At 65.3% G+C, this 16791-nt stretch carries 15 protein-coding genes; 7 read left to right on the forward strand and 8 right to left on the reverse strand.

The window, feature by feature from the left end; translation table 11 throughout:
* The first annotated feature begins 149 nt into the window (after positions 1–149).
* The 6 genes from rnr (at position 150) to E8L99_RS18745 (ending at position 6540) form a co-directional block, all read left to right on the forward strand.
* On the forward strand, positions 150–2444 hold the full coding sequence (rnr, locus tag E8L99_RS18720; RefSeq protein ID WP_137102192.1) for a ribonuclease R: 2295 nt from the start codon (positions 150–152) through the stop codon (positions 2442–2444).
* Positions 2444–2887, forward strand: a complete 444-nt coding sequence (locus E8L99_RS18725) for a DUF983 domain-containing protein (RefSeq protein ID WP_137100973.1) — start codon at positions 2444–2446, stop codon at positions 2885–2887. The genes rnr and E8L99_RS18725 overlap by 1 nt, the downstream gene beginning before the upstream one ends.
* Positions 2884–3627, forward strand: a complete 744-nt coding sequence (locus E8L99_RS18730; protein ID WP_137100974.1) for an NUDIX hydrolase — start codon at positions 2884–2886, stop codon at positions 3625–3627. The genes E8L99_RS18725 and E8L99_RS18730 overlap by 4 nt, the downstream gene beginning before the upstream one ends.
* A gap of 96 nt (positions 3628–3723) precedes the next feature.
* Positions 3724–4650: a PepSY-associated TM helix domain-containing protein gene (locus tag E8L99_RS18735; protein WP_137100975.1), complete on the forward strand. Its 927-nt coding sequence runs from the start codon at positions 3724–3726 to the stop codon at positions 4648–4650.
* A gap of 62 nt (positions 4651–4712) precedes the next feature.
* The gene (locus E8L99_RS18740) at positions 4713–5885 is read left to right on the forward strand and encodes an MFS transporter (RefSeq protein WP_137100976.1); all 1173 of its coding nucleotides are present in this window, start codon (positions 4713–4715) and stop codon (positions 5883–5885) included.
* Positions 5886–5979: 94 nt separating this feature from the next.
* Positions 5980–6540 (forward strand): hypothetical protein, encoded by a 561-nt coding sequence (locus E8L99_RS18745; protein ID WP_137100977.1) that lies wholly within the window; start codon positions 5980–5982, stop codon positions 6538–6540.
* A 4-nt stretch (positions 6541–6544) separates the two neighbouring features.
* On the opposite strand, the gene glmS is transcribed toward E8L99_RS18745, so the two are convergent.
* Positions 6545–8371, reverse strand: coding sequence for a glutamine--fructose-6-phosphate transaminase (isomerizing) (gene glmS, locus E8L99_RS18750; protein ID WP_137100978.1), 1827 nt, complete (start codon positions 8369–8371; stop codon positions 6545–6547).
* A 285-nt stretch (positions 8372–8656) separates the two neighbouring features.
* Here glmS and E8L99_RS18755 point away from each other — a divergent pair, with 285 nt between their 5' ends.
* Complete coding sequence (locus E8L99_RS18755) at positions 8657–10237, forward strand: ABC transporter substrate-binding protein (RefSeq protein WP_137100979.1); 1581 nt, start codon at positions 8657–8659, stop codon at positions 10235–10237.
* A 30-nt stretch (positions 10238–10267) separates the two neighbouring features.
* Here E8L99_RS18755 and glmU read toward each other — a convergent pair whose 3' ends face one another.
* The 7 genes from glmU to E8L99_RS18790 all read right to left on the reverse strand — a co-directional run bounded on the left by glmU (position 10268) and on the right by E8L99_RS18790 (position 16723).
* Positions 10268–11635 carry a bifunctional UDP-N-acetylglucosamine diphosphorylase/glucosamine-1-phosphate N-acetyltransferase GlmU gene (gene glmU, locus E8L99_RS18760; RefSeq protein WP_137100980.1) on the reverse strand — a complete coding sequence of 456 codons (1368 nt, stop codon included), beginning with the start codon at positions 11633–11635 and terminating at the stop codon, positions 10268–10270.
* A gap of 37 nt (positions 11636–11672) precedes the next feature.
* On the reverse strand, positions 11673–12524 hold the full coding sequence (kdsA, locus tag E8L99_RS18765) for a 3-deoxy-8-phosphooctulonate synthase (RefSeq protein ID WP_137100981.1): 852 nt from the start codon (positions 12522–12524) through the stop codon (positions 11673–11675).
* An 84-nt stretch (positions 12525–12608) separates the two neighbouring features.
* Positions 12609–13772: a glutathionylspermidine synthase family protein gene (locus E8L99_RS18770; RefSeq protein ID WP_137100982.1), complete on the reverse strand. Its 1164-nt coding sequence runs from the start codon at positions 13770–13772 to the stop codon at positions 12609–12611.
* 1 nt (position 13773) lies between these two features.
* Entirely contained in the window at positions 13774–14277 is a 504-nt protein-coding gene (locus tag E8L99_RS18775; RefSeq protein ID WP_137100983.1) for a hypothetical protein, read from the reverse strand.
* Positions 14278–14288: 11 nt separating this feature from the next.
* Positions 14289–14693 carry a DUF350 domain-containing protein gene (locus E8L99_RS18780; RefSeq protein ID WP_137100984.1) on the reverse strand — a complete coding sequence of 135 codons (405 nt, stop codon included), beginning with the start codon at positions 14691–14693 and terminating at the stop codon, positions 14289–14291.
* Between the two features lie 54 nt (positions 14694–14747).
* A complete protein-coding gene (locus E8L99_RS18785) occupies positions 14748–15095 on the reverse strand; it encodes a DUF1190 domain-containing protein (protein WP_137100985.1) in 348 nt (115 codons plus the stop codon).
* Positions 15095–16723 carry a CTP synthase gene (locus E8L99_RS18790; RefSeq protein ID WP_137100986.1) on the reverse strand — a complete coding sequence of 543 codons (1629 nt, stop codon included), beginning with the start codon at positions 16721–16723 and terminating at the stop codon, positions 15095–15097. The genes E8L99_RS18785 and E8L99_RS18790 overlap by 1 nt, the downstream gene beginning before the upstream one ends.
* Positions 16724–16791 lie beyond the last annotated feature (68 nt).

Consider the following 16791-nt stretch of genomic DNA (forward strand, 5'->3'; position numbering starts at 1 on the left):
CCAGCCGAGCCAATGCCCGGCCCCCCTCAGCCTTTCGCCTATCCCCGAATTCCCCGAGAGAAATGAACTCCAGAATCCTGCTACAAGGCAGCAAGTCCAACCGGAAGCTGCCATTGCCCCGCAAGCCGAAGACTGCCGTCGCGCCGATCATGCCGAGCCGCGAGGAGATCCTCGCCTTCATCGCCACCCAGAGCGGCACGGTGGGCAAGCGCGAGATCGCCCGCCATTTCGGCCTGCATGGGTCCGACAAGATCGAGTTGAAAGCGCTTCTGCGCGAGATCGTCGATGACGGTCTCGTCACCAAGGGCCGCGGCAAGCTGCACAAGCCCGGCGCCCTGCCGAATGTCGTCGTTGTCGACATCGTCAAGCGCGACGAGGACGGCGACTTGATCGCCACCCCCGCCGAATGGGACGAGGACGAGCACGGCCCTGCCCCTGATATCGTGGTGGCACTCGCCGCCAAACCGCGTCCAGGCGATCCCGTGCCGGGTCTTGGCGACCGCGTGCTGGTGCGCATCGCCGATGGCGGCTCACCAAGTGGCGACCCGCGCCCCACCGCCCGCGCGATGAAGATCCTCGACCGTGGCCATTCGCGCACCATGGGCGTGTTTCGCTCGGTGCCCGGCCATGGCGGCCGGCTGATCCCGATCGACAAGAAGAATATCGGCCGGGAACTGATGATCCCCGATGAGGCGGTCGGCGAGGCGAAGGACGGCGATCTCGTCACTGTCGATATCGTGCGCACGGCCCGCTTCGGCCCGCCGGTCGCGCGGGTTCGCGAGCGGCTCGGCAATCTCAACAGCGAGCGGGCGATCTCCCAGATCGCCATCGAGGTTCACGGGATCCCGCACGTCTTCCGGGCCGACACGCTGGCCGAGGCCGAGAAGGCGAAGCCCGCGACGCTTGCCGGCCGGGACGACTGGCGCACCCTCCCCCTCGTCACCATCGATCCCGCCGATGCCAAGGACCACGACGACGCGGTCCATGCCGAGCCCGATCCCAACCCTGAGAATGCCGGCGGCTTCATCCTCACCATCGCGATTGCCGATGTCGCGGCCTATGTCCGCCCGAACTCGGCGCTGGACCGCGAGGCGGTGATCCGCGGCAATTCGGTCTATTTCCCCGACCGCGTCGTGCCGATGCTACCCGAGCGCATTTCCAACGACCTCTGCTCGCTCAAACCAAAGGTCGACCGGCCCGCCATGGCCTGCCGTGTGGTGATCCGCGCCGATGGCCGTCGCAAGAGCCATTCGTTCCACCGCATCATGATGCGCTCGGCCGCTAGGCTCGCTTATGCGCAGGCGCAGGCAGCCATCGACGGCCATCCCGACGAGGTGACCGAACCGATCCTGGAGCCGGTCCTGAAGCCGCTCTACGAGGCCTATGCAGCGCTGAAGCGCGCCCGGGACGACCGCGAACCGCTCGATCTCGACCTGCCGGAGCGCAAGATCATCCTGAAGGGCGACGGTACCGTCGATCGGGTCATCGTGCCGGAGCGGCTCGACGCCCACCGGCTGATCGAGGAAATGATGATCCTCGCCAATGTCTGCGCCGCGGAAACGCTGGAAAAGCAGCGCACGCCCTGCGTCTACCGCATCCACGATGCACCGAGCATGGAGAAGCTCCTGTCGCTCAAGGAGTTCCTCCAGACGATGGACATCTCGCTGCCCAAAGCCGCCCTGCTCCGGCCCTCGAACTTCAACGCCATCCTGGAACACGCCAAGCGCACCGACTCCACCGAGCTGATCAATCAGGTCGTGCTGCGCTCGCAGGCACAGGCGGAATACTCGCCCGAGAATATCGGCCATTTCGGCCTCAATCTCCGCCGCTACGCCCATTTCACCTCGCCGATCCGCCGCTATGCCGATCTTCTCGTGCACAGGGCCCTGATCAAGGCGCTGGGCTTCGGCTCGGATGGCTTGACCGAGGTTCAGGCCGGTGCGCTTGCCGAGATCTCGGCCGAAATCTCGGCCGCCGAGCGCCGCGCCATGGTGGCCGAGCGCGAAACCGTCGACCGGCTGATCGCCGCCCATCTGGCCGACCAGGTCGGCACGATCTTCGGCGCGCGCGTCTCCGGCATGACCAAGTCGGGCCTGTTCGTGAAGCTCGACGATACCGGCGCCGACGGCTTCGTTCCGGCGGCATCGATTGGCGGCGACTATTTCCGCTACGAGGAGAGCCAGCGCGCTCTGATCGGCAACCGGACCGGCGAGACCTATCGACTCGGCGATACGGTCTCGGTGAAGCTGGTTGAGGCGGCCCCCGTCGCGGGAGCCCTGCGTTTCGAATTGATGAGCGATGGCCGCGCCGGCCTTGCGTCACCCGGTGGTCGGGGGCACAAACGCCCCCAGAAGCGCAATGACGGTTTCACCGACGGACGGCGCGCGCGTCCCGGTGATCGCCCGGCCAAGCCGCCGTGGAAGAAGAACAAGAAGGGTCGCTGATGAGTGTCCAGGTTCTGAAAGGGGAGCCGATCGTCATCGAGGAGCCGCCCGCCCGGTCCGCCTGGCAGGCGCTCGGCCGGGGCCTGCGCTGCCGCTGCCCCAATTGCGGCGAGGGCCGCATCTTCAAATCCTACCTGAAGGTGGCGCCCGCCTGCACCGCCTGCGGCGAAGCCTTTCATCACCATCGCGCCGACGACGCACCGCCCTATCTGACCATCCTGATCGTCGGACACGTCATCGTGCCGCTGCTCATGTGGGTCGAGCTTCACCATGAGCCGGCGCTCTGGATCCATTTCATCCTGTGGCTGCCGCTCACGCTGATCCTGTGTCTCGCTCTGTTGCCGCCTCTCAAGGGCGCGGTTATCGGCTGGCAATGGGCGCTGCGCATGCACGGCTTCGACGAGAACAGCCCCGAGGCAAAAGAGGCTCCGCCAAGACAATGAGCGATTTGGGTACAAAGCTCGCCGAGCGCATGACCAAGACCGAGCGCGAGACCAAATGGGCGAACGTCCGCCCGGTCGACGCCGCAACCCTGATCCTCATCGATCGCTCCGGCCCGCAGCCAAAGGTGCTGATGGGCAAGCGGCGGCACGATCTGAAGTTCATGCCGGGCAAATTCGTCTTTCCCGGCGGCCGCCGCGATCCCGACGACCGCACCATGCCGGTCTATGGCACGCTCGACGAGCGTGCGGAGCAGCGGCTGATGGCCCGCGTCCAGCGCCCCTCGCAGTCGCGCGCCCGCTCGCTGGCCTTGACGGCGATCCGCGAGACCTACGAGGAAACCGGCATCCTGCTCGGCACCAAGGAGGCTGGTGGGCCACCCTCCGTGCCGAAGGGCTGGGAAGCCTTCGCCGAGCACGGCGTCTTCCCCAATCTAGAGAGCCTGCAATTCGTCGCGCGCGCGATCACGCCGCCGCGCCGACCGAAGCGCTTCGACACCCGCTTCTTCGCCTGCGATGCCGACCATATCGCTCACCAGGTCGAGGGAATCGTTGGCGCCCATGCCGAGCTGGTCGAGCTCAAATGGCTGACCCTTGAGGACGCGATCAAGGAGGACCTGCCGACCATCACCACCGTGGTGCTGGAAGAGCTCGGCGACCGTATCGCCAAGGGCTTCTCGCCCTTCCTGCCGGTGCCGTTCTATTTCATGGTCCGCAAGGTGTTCCACCGCGCGGAATTGTGATTCTTACCGATCGTTCACTTGATCCCCCGCAACGGCTCGGCGAGTGTCCTCGCGTAAACCAGCGGGGCGCCCGGCGGCGCGGGGGACGAGACTGCCATGCTGAAATTCTGGCTGCTGCGCCTGCACCGCTGGACCACTCTGGTGTTCGCTCTGCCCTTGGCGGTGCTCATCATCACCGGACTGATCCTCTCCTTCGAGCCGGTCGTCCAGGTGGCAGCGGTCAAGCCGGGATCAATGACGCTCGCGTCGATCGAGGCACTGCTCGCCCGCCATGATCCCGAGGGCAAGGCCCGCTCGATCAGCCTGAGATCTTACGAGAATCGCCTGTCGCTCGGCGGCGTCCGCCCCGACGACGATATCGACGTCGATATCCGCACCGGCGCGGAGCTGCTCGAAGACGGACAGGTCTCGAACCTGTTCTACTATTCCCGCATCATCCACGAGCATCTGATCACTGATTTCGGTGGGCTCGTCGTGCATCTTTCCACCATGGCCATGCTGCTGCTGATCGCGCTCGGCATTGCCATGGGGTGGCCCCGCATCCAGAACACGGTGTCGGGTTGGCACAAGGCAATGGCCTGGGGGCTGTTGCCGCTTCTGATCCTCTCTCCGCTCACCGGCCTGTTTCTCGCCTGGGGCGTGACCTTTTCCGGCCCGCCGGCGGCCAGAACCCAGCCCATACCGATTCTCGAGGCCGTGCGCCTTGTGGGCGCCAGCCACGATCTGTCCGGTCTGGTCTGGCTGCGCAATCGCGGCGGCCGCCAGATCGCCCGCATGGTGGTCGATGGCAGCTTTCAGACCTTCGTCGTGACGCCGAATGGACTTCAGCCGGCCGGCACCAATTGGCCGCGCCTGCTCCATGAAGGCAATTTCGCTGGGATATGGTCGGGCCTGATGAACGTTGTGATCTCGATCGCCTTCATCGGACTGATGGTCACCGGCCTGATCATCTGGGCGCGCCGCACCTTCCGCAAGCGCCCCGAGCGGGCCCGCAACCGGATCAGGGCCACCGTGCCAGGCTGACCTGCGGTCCACCAAGCGGCCTTGTCATCGGCGCGACGTGCGGCCATGACAGGCCGCTGATCATGACCGAAGCGCTCTCACCCACCCTCACCCGCCAGACCCTCGTCTCGCTCGCCGCCGCGATCTCCTGCATCGTGGCGGTCGGCATCGGGCTGTCGCTGTCGATCCCCTTGCTGTCCTTCGCGCTCGACGCAAAGGGGGCCTCGCGCACCCTCATCGGCCTGAACACCGCCATGGGCGGCGTTGCCAGCATCCTGCTCGCCCCCTTCATCACCGGCTGGGCTCGCCGGTTCGGTGTGCGCACCATCCTGGTAACGGCGGCGCTTCTCGGCATTGTGAGCCTGCTCGCCTTCTATGTCGTCGAGCCGATCTGGGCCTGGTTCCCGCTGCGCTTCATCTTTTCGGTCGCGCTCACCGTCCTGTTCGTCCTGTCAGAATACTGGATCAATGCCGCGGCGCCCGAAGCCAGGCGCGGCCTGGTGCTCGGCATCTACGCAACCGCGCTCTCGCTGGGCTTCGCCGCCGGGCCCTATATCCTCGTCCTCTTGGGAACAGCCGGCTTCGCGCCCTATCTCGCAGGCGCCGCGCTCTTTGCGTTGGCGACCCTGCCGGTTCTGATCGGCGGCGCCAGCGCCCCGGCCATCGTCGACCAACCGTCGCGCGGCTTTGCGAGCATCCTGTGGGCCGCGCCTTCGGCAACCCTCGCAGCGCTCGTCTTCGGCGCCTCGGAGACCGGCGCCTTTGCCCTCCTGCCGCTCTATGGCACCGCGATCGGCCTCGATGTCGCCGGTGCGGCCATGCTGGTCTCGCTGATGTCGCTCGGCAATCTCGCCTTCCAGATCCCGATGGGCCTGATCGCCGACCGCATCGACCGGCGCATCGTCCTGATCGCCTGCGGCATCGTGGGAACAATCGGCATGGGGATCGCAGCGCTCGTGCCGCTCAGCGTCGAGTGGCTGCGCGTTCTCCTGTTCATCTGGGGCGGCATCGTCGCCGGCATGTACACGGTCGGCCTCGCCCATCTCGGCCACCGGTTCCGGGGCGCCGACCTCGCCCAGGCCAATGCCGCCTTCGTGGTGATGTATTCGGCCGGCCTGATGATCGGCCCGCCGTTGGCCGGCTTCGGCATGGACCTCTGGCCGCCCAACGGCCTGCCGGCAACGCTCTGTCTGCTCTTCGTGATCTATCTCGCGGTGGTCGTACAGCGCTACATCCGCAGCCGGAATGCCACCTGACTGATCCGTTTCCCGTGCCGTCGGGTAGAAGGGGCATGAAGCCACCGTTCCCCCGGCCCCATCGGCAACGCACCTGCTCGCGGCAGGCGCTCGGATGAACCCGCTGGCAAAGGGCCTGGCGGCGTTCCGCACCTATGTCGCGTCTCCCGATCCGCAGGCGGCGCTCAGCAACACGATCGCCATGATCGTGCTGTCGAACCAGCCCTTCTATCCGCTCTATCTGAGCTTCGTTCTGGGATGGCAGGCCCTCCCGGCGCTCATGACCTGGATCACCGTGCCACTCTTTGCGGCAGTCCCGTGGGTCGCCCGGCGCGACCAGATCGCCGCCGCCACGCTCTTGATCACGGCGGGGATTGCCAACACCACCATCTGCGCGCTGGCCTTCGGCACAGGCACATTGGTTGAACTGTTCCACATCCCCTGCGCAGTGCTGGCTCTGATCCTGCTCGGGCCGCGACGGCGCCTTGGCGGGATGGCGGCGCTGGCCGGCACCGCGCTTCTCGCCGGGCTGCTCACCCGCATGGTGCCCCTCGGTGGTCTCGCGGGCATCTCGATCGATCAGATCGCCTCGCTCGCCCGCATCAACATGCTGAGCGCGACTGGGCTGACACTGGCCATCCTCTGGCTGGCGCGCGGACTCCGCCGCGCGGCCTAAGGCCTCATTCCACCGTCACGCTCTTCGCCAGATTGCGCGGCTGGTCGACATCTGTGCCCATCTCCACCGCCGTGTGATAGGCGATCAGCTGGATCGGAACCGAATAGACGATCGGCGCAATCGTGGCGGGAACGTCCGGCACCACGATGGTCGCAATCGTCTTCACCTCGGCATGTTCCGCGCCCTTGGCATCGGTCACCAGGATGATCTGGCCGCCACGCGCCGCCACTTCCTGCATGTTCGAGACGGTCTTCTCGTAGATATGGTCGAACGGCGCGATGACGATGACCGGCATCTCCTCGTCGATCAGCGCGATGGGGCCGTGCTTCAGCTCGCCTGCCGCATAGCCCTCGGCATGGATGTAGGAGAGCTCCTTGAGCTTCAGGGCGCCTTCCATGGCGATGGGATAGGATGTGCCGCGTCCCAGATAGAGCACGTCCCTGACCTTCGACAGGCTCTTGGCGAGCTGGGCGATCGCGGGCTCGAGCTTCAGCGCCTCGTTCATGAAGCGGGGCGCCTCCATCATGGCGCGCACCAGCCGGTCCTCGTCGACATCATTGATGAAGCCGCGCGCCTTGCCGGCAGCGATCGCGATCGAGGCAAGCACGGTCAACTGGCAGGTGAAGGCCTTGGTCGAGGCAACGCCGATCTCGGGACCGGCGAGAGTCGGCATGACGATGTGGCTCTCCCGCGCGATGGTCGAGGTCGGCACATTGACCACCGCCATCACATGCTGGCCGTTCTCCTTGGCGTAGCGGAGCGACGCCAGCGTGTCGGCGGTCTCGCCCGACTGGGAGACCACGATCATCAGCCCGCCCGGCACCATCGGCGTCTCGCGGTAGCGGAATTCCGAGGCGATATCGATATCGACCTGGATGCGGGCGAAGCGCTCGAACCAGTATTTGGCGGTGAGGCCCGCGAGATAGGCAGTGCCACAGGCGGCGATCGAGATGCGCGGCAGCTTCGCCCAGTCGAACGGCAGATCGGCCGGCAGGCGCACCTTGCCAGCCGACATGTCGAGATAATGGGCGGCCGTGCGCGCCACCACTTCCGGCTGCTCGTAGATTTCCTTGAGCATGAAGTGGCGGTGATTGCCCTTGTCGACCAGGAAGGCCGATGCGGACGACTGAATGATGGCGCGATGGACCTTCTCGCCGGCCTCATTGCGGATCTCGACCGACTTGCGGTCGAGGATCGCCCAGTCGCCCTCTTCCAGATAGGAGACCGACGAGGTGAACGGCGCGAGCGCGATGGCGTCGGAGCCCAGATACATCTCGCCATCGCCATAGCCGACGGCCAGCGGCGAGCCCTTGCGGGCGCCGATCAGGAGGTCCTCGTTGCCCTCGAAGACGAAGGCCAGCGCGAAGGCGCCGCGCAGCCGCGGCAGGGCTTTGCCGACCGCATCGACCGGGCTCAGGCCCTCGCTCATGCCCTGCGCCACCAGATGCGCCACCGTCTCGGAATCGGTCTGGGTGGAGAAGGTGCGGCCCTTGGCCTCGAGCTCGAGGCGCAGCTCGCGGAAGTTCTCGATGATGCCGTTATGGACGACTGCGACGCCACCCGAGGCGTGAGGATGGGCGTTCACCTCGGTCGGTGCGCCATGGGTCGCCCAGCGGGTATGGCCGATGCCGATCGTGCCGGAGAGCGGCTCGTGGACGAGCAGCGCCTCCAGGTTCTTCAGCTTGCCCTCGGCGCGCCGGCGCGTCAGCACGCCATGCTCCAGCGTCGCGATGCCGGCGGAATCATAGCCGCGATATTCAAGGCGCTTCAGGCTGTCGACCAGCTGGCCGGCAACGGGGTCCTTGCCGAGAATGCCGATGATTCCACACATGCCGTTGATGCTCCGTGCCGCCGAATCCCGCCTTTATGCAGGCTTCGGTCTGAATGGGCGTTTAACCGGCCGGGCCGGCGGGATCGAATGAATTGATGTGACCGAATGCGACATCGGACGCCGCGACAGGGTTCCGGGTCCGTTTGGCATTCCCACAGCACCCCTTTGAACCTTGCAGCAGAGGCATCAGACCGCAGGGCATACATATTGCAGGAGCGCCGACTCAACCGGGCGGCATGGAGCAGGATCAGTGCTCGCCGTGGACGGTGATGTGAAGGACAGACCATGGCGATCCTCCTCCGACACTTATCGATGATCCGAGCCGCTTTCGTGCTTGTCCTGCTGATGACCGGCAGTGCAAGCGCCTCCGGCCTCCTGAGGGTGGCCATGCATGCCGACCTCAGGGCCATCGATCCGATCTGGTCGACAGCCTATATCACCCGCAACCACGGCTACATGATCTACGACACGCTGTTCGCCATGGACGCCAATGGTGAAATCAAACCGCAGATGGTGGATCGCTACGAGGTTTCGCCCGACGGGCTCACCTATACCTTCACCTTGCGCGACGGATTGCTCTGGCACGATGGCCAGCCGGTCACAGCCGAGGACTGCATCGCTTCCATCAAGCGCTGGGGCTCGCGCGACACGCTGGGCCAGAAAGCCATGAGCTTCGTCGACGCGATGACGGCGACCGGCCCCTCAAGCTTCACAATCACACTGAAGGAAAAGACGGGATTGCTGATCTATGCGCTCGGCAAGCCCTCTTCCGCCGTGCCCTTCATGATGCCGAAGCGCGTCGCTGATACCCCGGCGACCACCCAGATCACCGAGTTCATCGGATCCGGTCCGTTCATGTTCCGCCGCGAGGAATGGAAGCCGGGAGATCGGTCGGTCTATGTCAAATTCGATCGCTACCGCCCTCGCGCAGAACCAGCCTCTGCACTCGCCGGCGGCAAGGTTGCCCATTTCGACCGCATCGAATGGGTGGTGATTGCCGATCACCAGCAAGCGGTCAACGCGCTGCTCGCGGGCGAAATCGATCTGATCGAGAACCCGTCGCACGACCTTCTGCCGCTTCTGTCATCGGATCGCACCATCAAGCTTTGGCCGTCGAACCCGATCGGCAACCAGTACTCGTTCCGGCCCAATCACCTGCACAAGCCGTTCGATAATCCCAAGATCCGTCAGGCGCTCTGGTACGTCTTCAATCAGGAGGATTTCCTGAAGGCGGTAATCGGCGATCCCGCCTATTACACAGCCTGCCATTCGATCTTCATCTGCCCGACGCGTTTCGCCAGCGATGCCGGCATGGACGGGCTCCTCACGAGCAATATCCAGCGGGCGCGTCAGTTGCTCCAGGAGGCCGGCTACGACGGCACGCCGATCACGCTGCTCCAGTCCACCGACGTGGCCCTTCTCGCCAACCTCGCCCCTGTCGCCAAGTCCCTGATGGAGAAGGCCGGCTTCGTCGTCGACTTGCAGGCAATGGATTGGTCGACCCTTGTCTCACGGCTCAGCCGCAAGGATCCACCCAGCGCTGGCGGATGGCACGGTTACTTCACCTCGTGGACGGCAGCAGACGTGCTTGATCCCGCCATGAGCGCCTGGCTCAATTCGCGCTGCGAACGGGCGCTTGTCGGCTGGCCCTGCGATCCCGAGATGGAGCGGCTACGCGACGCGTTTGCCAGCGAAACCGATCCCGACAGGCAAAAGGAATGGGCGGCGGCGGTGCAACGACGCGCGATCGAATGGACGCCGATGATCCCGCTTGGCCAGTGGCGGAGTGCCATGGCATCCCGCGCCAACATCACGGACGTCTTGAGAGCACCAGTCACTGTGCTGTGGAACATCAGGCGGCAATGAGCCTGAAGGGGACCGCGACCAAACGGCCCCTCACCCGCCCTTGGCCTTGCGCTCGGCGCGCTTCACCTTGTTCGCCCGGATCTTCTCCACACCGCGCCCGGCGAGCGCGGCCTGTTTCGGCCGGCCGAAGGCGAGCGCGCCGGACTCCACATCCTTGGTGATGGTGGAGCCAGCCGCGATCAGCACTTCGTCGCCGATGGTCAGCGGCGCGACCAGCGTCGAATTGGAGCCGACGAACACGTCGCGCCCAATGATGGTTGGGTGCTTGTCGGCGCCGTCGAAATTGCAAGTGATGGTGCCCGCGCCGATATTGGTGCCCTCGCCGATCGTCGCATCGCCCAGATAGGCCAGATGGTTGGCTTCGGCCCTGGCGGCCATCACTGTGCGGTTCACCTCGACGAAATTGCCGATATGGACCCCCTCGCCGATCCGGCTCTTCGGCCGGATGCGGGCGAACGGCCCAAGAATCGCGCCCGATGCGATATGGCAGCCGGCGAGATGCGAATAGGCGCGGATCGTGACATTGCCTTCGACCGTCACGCCCGGACCGAACATCACATGCGGCTCCAGCATCACGTCGCGGCCAAGCTGCGTATCGAAGCTCATGAACACGGTGTCGGGCGCGGTCATGGTGACGCCAGCCCGCATCGCCTTCTCGCGCAAACGGGCCTGGGCAATCGCCTCGACCTCCGAGAGCTGGACGCGATCGTTGACGCCGCGCACCTCTTCCTCCGGTGCCGTCACGATGGCGGTGGTCAGGCCGCTCGCGCGCGCCACAGCGACGATATCGGTCAGGTAATACTCGCCCTTGGCATTGGCATTGCCGATCCGTTTCAGGAGATCGAGCACGTGCCGGCCGGCGAGCGCCATCAGCCCGCCATTGCACAGCGTGATCGCGCGCTGGGCTTCCGTCGCGTCCTTCTCCTCGACAATGCCGGCAAGCACGCCGTTCTCGACCACCAGCCGGCCATAGCCGAAGGGATTGGCCGCCTCGAAACCGAGCGCCACCACATCGGCGCCTGCCGCAACCGCCGCGCGCAGTCTGGCAAAGGTCTCGGGACGCACCAGCGGCGTATCGCCAAAGGCGACGATCACATCGTCGTAGCCCTTCGCGAGTGCCTCTTCGGCTTGCAGGACGGCATGCGCCGTGCCGAGCCGTTCGCGTTGCACGTGGACACTCGCATCCGGCACCAGCCGGCGCGCTTCCGCAGCGACATCTTCGCGGTCGGGGCCGATCACCACGGCCGCAGCCGTGCCGCCGGCTTCTGCCACCGCACGCAGCACATGGCCGACCATGGAGAGCCCCGCCACCTCGTGCAGCACCTTCGGCCGGGCGGACTGCATGCGGGTGCCCTCGCCGGCGGCGAGCACGACGGAAAGGCAGGTGCGGTCGGTCATCGGGCTTGTCCGGTTCGAATCGATGGCAATCTTGCGATCAGCCGAGGCCCTTGGCGAGCCGGTCAAAGGCCATCAGCGTCTTCAGCAGGCCTTCGAGCTCCGCGAGCGGCACCATGTTCGGGCCGTCGGAGGGCGCCTTGTCCGGATCGGGATGGGTCTCGATGAACACGCCGGCGACGCCGACGGCCACGGCTGCCCGCGCCAGCACCGGCACGAACTCGCGCTGGCCGCCCGAGGTCGCGCCCTTGCCGCCCGGCTGCTGGACCGAATGGGTGGCATCGAAGATGACGGGAGCGCGGGTGGTTTCCGCCATGATCGGCAGCGCCCGCATGTCGGACACCAGCGTGTTGTAGCCGAACGAGACGCCGCGCTCGGTCACCATCACATTGGGATTGCCGGCTTCCGTCACCTTGGCGGCGACATTGGCCATGTCCCAGGGCGCCAGGAACTGGCCCTTCTTGACGTTGACGACGCGGCCCGTCTGCGCGGCGGCGACCAGAAGATCGGTCTGACGGCAGAGAAAGGCCGGAATCTGCAGGATGTCGACCACCTCGGCCGCGGCCGCGCAATGCTCGATCTCGTGCACATCGGTGATGACAGGCAGACCCAGCGTCTCCTTGATCTCGGCGAAGATCGGCAGCGCCGCGGACAGGCCGATGCCGCGCGACGACTTACCCGAGGTACGGTTCGCCTTGTCGAAGGACGACTTGTAGACGAGCCCGATTCCCAGCCGCGTCGTGATCTCCTTGAGGGCGCTGGCGACTTCCAGCGCATGGGCGCGGCTTTCCATCGCGCAGGGGCCGGCGATCAGGGCCAGTGGCAGGTGATTGCCAAAGCGGACGGAGCCGGCGGCGACGACGCGGCCGGACGGTTTCAATGCGGATGCCATGGGCCTCTCCCGTTGGGCCCTGCTTCTGGCAGAGCCAGGCCAAGGGAGCAACAGGAAGGGACAGGATCAGCTGGCGAGATCAGGTCAGTCGATGATCGCATGCGGCACGAAGCGCGAGAGATTGCCGGTGACCAGGCCCTTGTCCTCGCGGATGCCGATGCCGGCCGGCTCGGTATCGACGATCCAGGAGCCGATCACCGGCCGCATCCCGTCGAACACCGCATCGGGCGCCAGCGCCTGCAGCACGCGCGGCACCTGATCGTAGGGCCCCTCGGGAAAGGCGACCGTCACCCCTGCCCGCTTGATCTCCACATTGGCGCCCTCGCGCGAGAAGATGGGCTTCGCCACATGGTCGCGGGCAAGCGCTGAGGCCGCCGGATCGCCCTCGTGATAGGCCTCAAGCAGGTTCGGGTGGCCCGGCGCGATCTTCCACAGTTCCGGCAGGATCGCCTTGGTGGAGAGCAGCATCTTCCAGGCTGGCTCGATCCAGGTGGTGCGCGCCTGCGGGATCGCCGCGCCAAACGGCTCGTGGATCAGCCATTCCCAGGGATAGAGCTTGAAGATGCGCTGGATCGGTCGGTTCTCATCGTCGACGAACTGGTTCAGCCCGTCGCGGCCGATATCGGCAATGTCGATCAGTTTGACCTGATGTCCGGCCTCGCGCGCGCAATCGGCGAGATATTCAACGGTCTTGCGGTCTTCCAGCTCGGATGAGAACGCCGTCATATGGAAGGGCGTGCCAAAGCGCGGGAAAGCCTTGAACCGCGCGATCAGCTTGTCGTGCAGGGAATTGAACTGGTCGGCACTGCCGGGCAGCTTGCCAGTCGCGATCCGGTCCTCCAGCCAGAGCCACTGGAACACGGCGGCCTCATAGGCGGAGGTCGGCGTGTCGGCATTGAATTCGAGCAGCTTGGCCGGCCCGTTTCCGCCATAGACAAAGTCGAACCGGCCATAGAGCGACATGTCGCTCCTGTTCCACGACGTCTCTATGAAAGACCAGAAGGATTCGGGGATGGCGAGGCGCTTCAGATAGGCCTCGTCGCGCACCGCGCGGCCCGCCAGTTCGCCGCAGAGAGCGACCATCTCGGAGGTCGCCTCCTCGAGATCATCCTCGATCTCGCGCAGTGTGAACTGGTAGCAGACGCTTTCGTCCCAGTACTTCTGGCCATCCGGCATGGCATAGGAAAAGCCATATTCATCAGCAAGCTGGCGCCAGTTCGGGCGCTCGGCGATGGGGACACGGCGCATGTCAGGACGAGCTCGAATGGGACGAGAAGCTGGATGCCGTCGTGCCAAAACCACCCCGCGACACCGAGGACTGGCCTTGCGACGAGGCCGAATTGCTCGACCCGCCATAGCCGCCGAAATAGCCCCAGCTCGAGCCGCTGCGTGAAGAGGACGACGAGCAGCTCGAGCCGGTCCGAAACGGAGACCCGGCTAGCGTCATGTAGCGGCCGTCCGTCCCCTGGCGAACATGCTCATGGGTCCATGTGCCGCTACTCGAAGAGCGGGTGAGACCGAGCGCGCTGACGCCCGACGTGAACGCCGCACGGCAGGTCGGCCCCGGCATCAGCCGCTCGCACTGGTCGACCGATGTCACGATCTGGCCGACCGGCTGGCAATTGCGCTGGCCGAGGCCGAAGCCGTTGGTCGCGGCGAAAGTGCCGCAACCAACCAGCGCCATGGCACCAATGCCCATCGGCGAGAGCAGTACGGAACGTTTGCGCGCCGGACCTGGAGAACTGGAAGACACCGCCCGCCTCCTCAGGTTGTCATCGAGGCAGCGGCAAGCTGCCCGCCAGTGATCGAGACGGCGCCGAGCCAGATGCCGGCCGACAGTTCGCCGCGATCGATCCGTCCGCTGAGGTCGTTGATGACCAGTCGGGCGATGTAATAGATGCCGAGCTGGACGATCAGCGAGATGAGCGCCCACAACGCATTGTCGATGATCGATTCGGAATGTTCGACCGCACTGGCCAGTGGCAGGGAAAACCCGATCAGGCTGCCCGCGAGTGCGATGGACGCGGCGGTATTCCCCTGCCGGATGAGGTCGAACTCGTTGTGGTGCGTCATCGTGGTGTAGATGCCGGCAAAGGCCACCACGAACCCGATCGCCAGCACGAAATGGGCGATAAAGGCCGGAAATCCCGATAGATAATGCGCAATCATCGTTAGCCGCCCCCTCAGACTCGGAACGAGGCTAACGATAGATCCGTATTGTTGCTACCTCGGCCCGTAGAGCGGGACGATGTGTTGCTTGGGGTCGCTGCTGAGGCAGAAGCCCGAAGCGCGCGGCACGAAGCCCTCGGTCGCGTGGCTCTGCTGGCAGGTGCCGTATTGGCCTTCGCATTGCTCGCGTGTCGATGATACCGGCCCGGTGCGGGCCAGCATCGCGTTTGCTGCACCCATCAACTCGTTGCAGGTGCTGCCCGTACGGCCGCTCGCGACACACTGATCGATCGAGCGAAGCACCGTGCCACCGGCGCAATCACCGCCGCTGCTCCAGACATAGGCCATGACGCCAGCAACACCGATGATCGCAGCACCGACGATCACGGCGCCAGAACGCATCAGACCAGCCTCGATTGGACCTTGGCAGCCTCGATGAAGGAGCGGAACAGCGGGTGCGGTTCGAATGGCCGGCTCTTCAGCTCGGGATGGTATTGCACGCCGATGAACCACGGATGGTCGGGATATTCGATCGTCTCGGGCAGCACGCCGTCCGGCGACAGGCCTGTAAACACCAGGCCCTTGTCTTCAAGGCGCTTGCGATAGTCGAGATTGACCTCGTAGCGGTGCCGATGCCGCTCCGAGATGACGTCGGCGCGGTAGATCTTGGCGATCTTGCTGTCTGGCTTCAGATGCGCGGTATAGGCGCCGAGCCGCATTGTGCCGCCGAGATCGCCGGCCTGATGGCGCTTCACCAGTTCATTGCCCTTCAGCCATTCGGTGAGCAGGCCCACCACGGGCTCGGCGGTCGGCCCGAACTCGGTCGAATTCGCATTCTTCACGCCGGACAGGTTTCGCGCCGCCTCGATCACCGCCATCTGCATGCCGAAGCAGATGCCGAAATAGGGAACCTTGCGCTCGCGGGCGAACTGCGCCGCGCGGATCTTGCCCTCGGCGCCACGCTGGCCGAAGCCACCCGGCACGAGAATGCCGTTCACATGTTCCAGATAGGGCGACGGATCCTCGTTCTCGAAGACCTCGCTTTCGATCCAGTCGAGATTGACCTTCACACGGTTCGCCATGCCGCCATGGGCCAGCGCCTCGATCAGCGATTTATAGGCGTCCTTGAGGCCGGTGTACTTGCCCACGATGGCGATGGTGACCTCGCCCTCGGCATTGTGGACGCGGTCGGACACATCGGCCCAGCGGCGCATATCCGGCTCGCCCTTGAGCTCGACTCCGAAGGAGCGCAGCACCTCGTCGTCGAGGCCTGCACGATGGTAAGCGAGCGGCACGTCGTAGATCGAGCTTGCGTCCATGGCCTCGATCACGGCCGAGGGCCGTACATTGCAGAACAGGGCCAGCTTCTTGCGCTCGCCTTCCGGGATCGGCCGGTCGGTGCGGCAGAGCAGGATATCCGGCGCAATGCCGATCGAACGCAGTTCCTGGACCGAATGCTGGGTCGGCTTGGTCTTCAGCTCGCCGGCCGATGCGATGAACGGCAACAGTGTCAGGTGGACATAGATGCTGTCGCCCTTCGGCAATTCGTTGCCAAGCTGGCGGATCGCTTCGAAGAACGGCAGGCCTTCGATATCGCCGACCGTGCCGCCGATCTCGACCAGCACGAAGTCATAGCCTTCATTGCCGGTGCGGACGAAGTCCTTGATGGCGTCGGTCACGTGCGGAATGACCTGGATCGTCGCGCCGAGATAGTCGCCGCGCCGCTCCTTGGTGATGATGTCCTGATAGATGCGGCCGGTGGTGATGTTGTCCTGCCGCGTCGCCGGACGGCCCGTGAAGCGCTCGTAGTGACCAAGGTCGAGATCGGTCTCGGCCCCGTCATCGGTGACGAACACCTCGCCGTGCTGCGTCGGGCTCATCGTGCCCGGATCGACGTTGAGATAGGGGTCAAGCTTGCGCAAACGGACCGTGTAGCCGCGCGCCTGCAGGAGCGAACCGAGGGCAGCTGAAGCCAGTCCCTTGCCAAGGGACGAAACCACGCCGCCGGTGATGAAAATATACCGCGTCATGGGGATTCCTCTTTAGTGCCCAACCCGTGATTCGGGTAGCGGCACCAGCGCAAAGCGGCACCGTTTCC

This window comes from Phreatobacter aquaticus (assembly GCF_005160265.1).
Taxonomy (GTDB): domain Bacteria; phylum Pseudomonadota; class Alphaproteobacteria; order Rhizobiales; family Phreatobacteraceae; genus Phreatobacter; species Phreatobacter aquaticus.

What these genes read in the sequence shown, in the direction of transcription:
- rnr (WP_137102192.1), top strand. Translation starts at nt 150, where the DNA reads ATGCCGAGCCGCGAGGAGATCCTCGCCTTCATCGCCACCCAGAGCGGC.
- E8L99_RS18725 (WP_137100973.1), top strand. Translation starts at nt 2,444, where the DNA reads ATGAGTGTCCAGGTTCTGAAAGGGGAGCCGATCGTCATCGAGGAGCCG.
- E8L99_RS18730 (WP_137100974.1), top strand. Translation starts at nt 2,884, where the DNA reads ATGAGCGATTTGGGTACAAAGCTCGCCGAGCGCATGACCAAGACCGAG.
- E8L99_RS18735 (WP_137100975.1), top strand. Translation starts at nt 3,724, where the DNA reads ATGCTGAAATTCTGGCTGCTGCGCCTGCACCGCTGGACCACTCTGGTG.
- E8L99_RS18740 (WP_137100976.1), top strand. Translation starts at nt 4,713, where the DNA reads ATGACCGAAGCGCTCTCACCCACCCTCACCCGCCAGACCCTCGTCTCG.
- E8L99_RS18745 (WP_137100977.1), top strand. Translation starts at nt 5,980, where the DNA reads ATGAACCCGCTGGCAAAGGGCCTGGCGGCGTTCCGCACCTATGTCGCG.
- glmS (WP_137100978.1), bottom strand. Translation starts at nt 8,371, where the DNA reads ATGTGTGGAATCATCGGCATTCTCGGCAAGGACCCCGTTGCCGGCCAG.
- E8L99_RS18755 (WP_137100979.1), top strand. Translation starts at nt 8,657, where the DNA reads ATGGCGATCCTCCTCCGACACTTATCGATGATCCGAGCCGCTTTCGTG.
- glmU (WP_137100980.1), bottom strand. Translation starts at nt 11,635, where the DNA reads ATGACCGACCGCACCTGCCTTTCCGTCGTGCTCGCCGCCGGCGAGGGC.
- kdsA (WP_137100981.1), bottom strand. Translation starts at nt 12,524, where the DNA reads ATGGCATCCGCATTGAAACCGTCCGGCCGCGTCGTCGCCGCCGGCTCC.
- E8L99_RS18770 (WP_137100982.1), bottom strand. Translation starts at nt 13,772, where the DNA reads ATGCGCCGTGTCCCCATCGCCGAGCGCCCGAACTGGCGCCAGCTTGCT.
- E8L99_RS18780 (WP_137100984.1), bottom strand. Translation starts at nt 14,693, where the DNA reads ATGATTGCGCATTATCTATCGGGATTTCCGGCCTTTATCGCCCATTTC.
- E8L99_RS18785 (WP_137100985.1), bottom strand. Translation starts at nt 15,095, where the DNA reads ATGCGTTCTGGCGCCGTGATCGTCGGTGCTGCGATCATCGGTGTTGCT.
- E8L99_RS18790 (WP_137100986.1), bottom strand. Translation starts at nt 16,723, where the DNA reads ATGACGCGGTATATTTTCATCACCGGCGGCGTGGTTTCGTCCCTTGGC.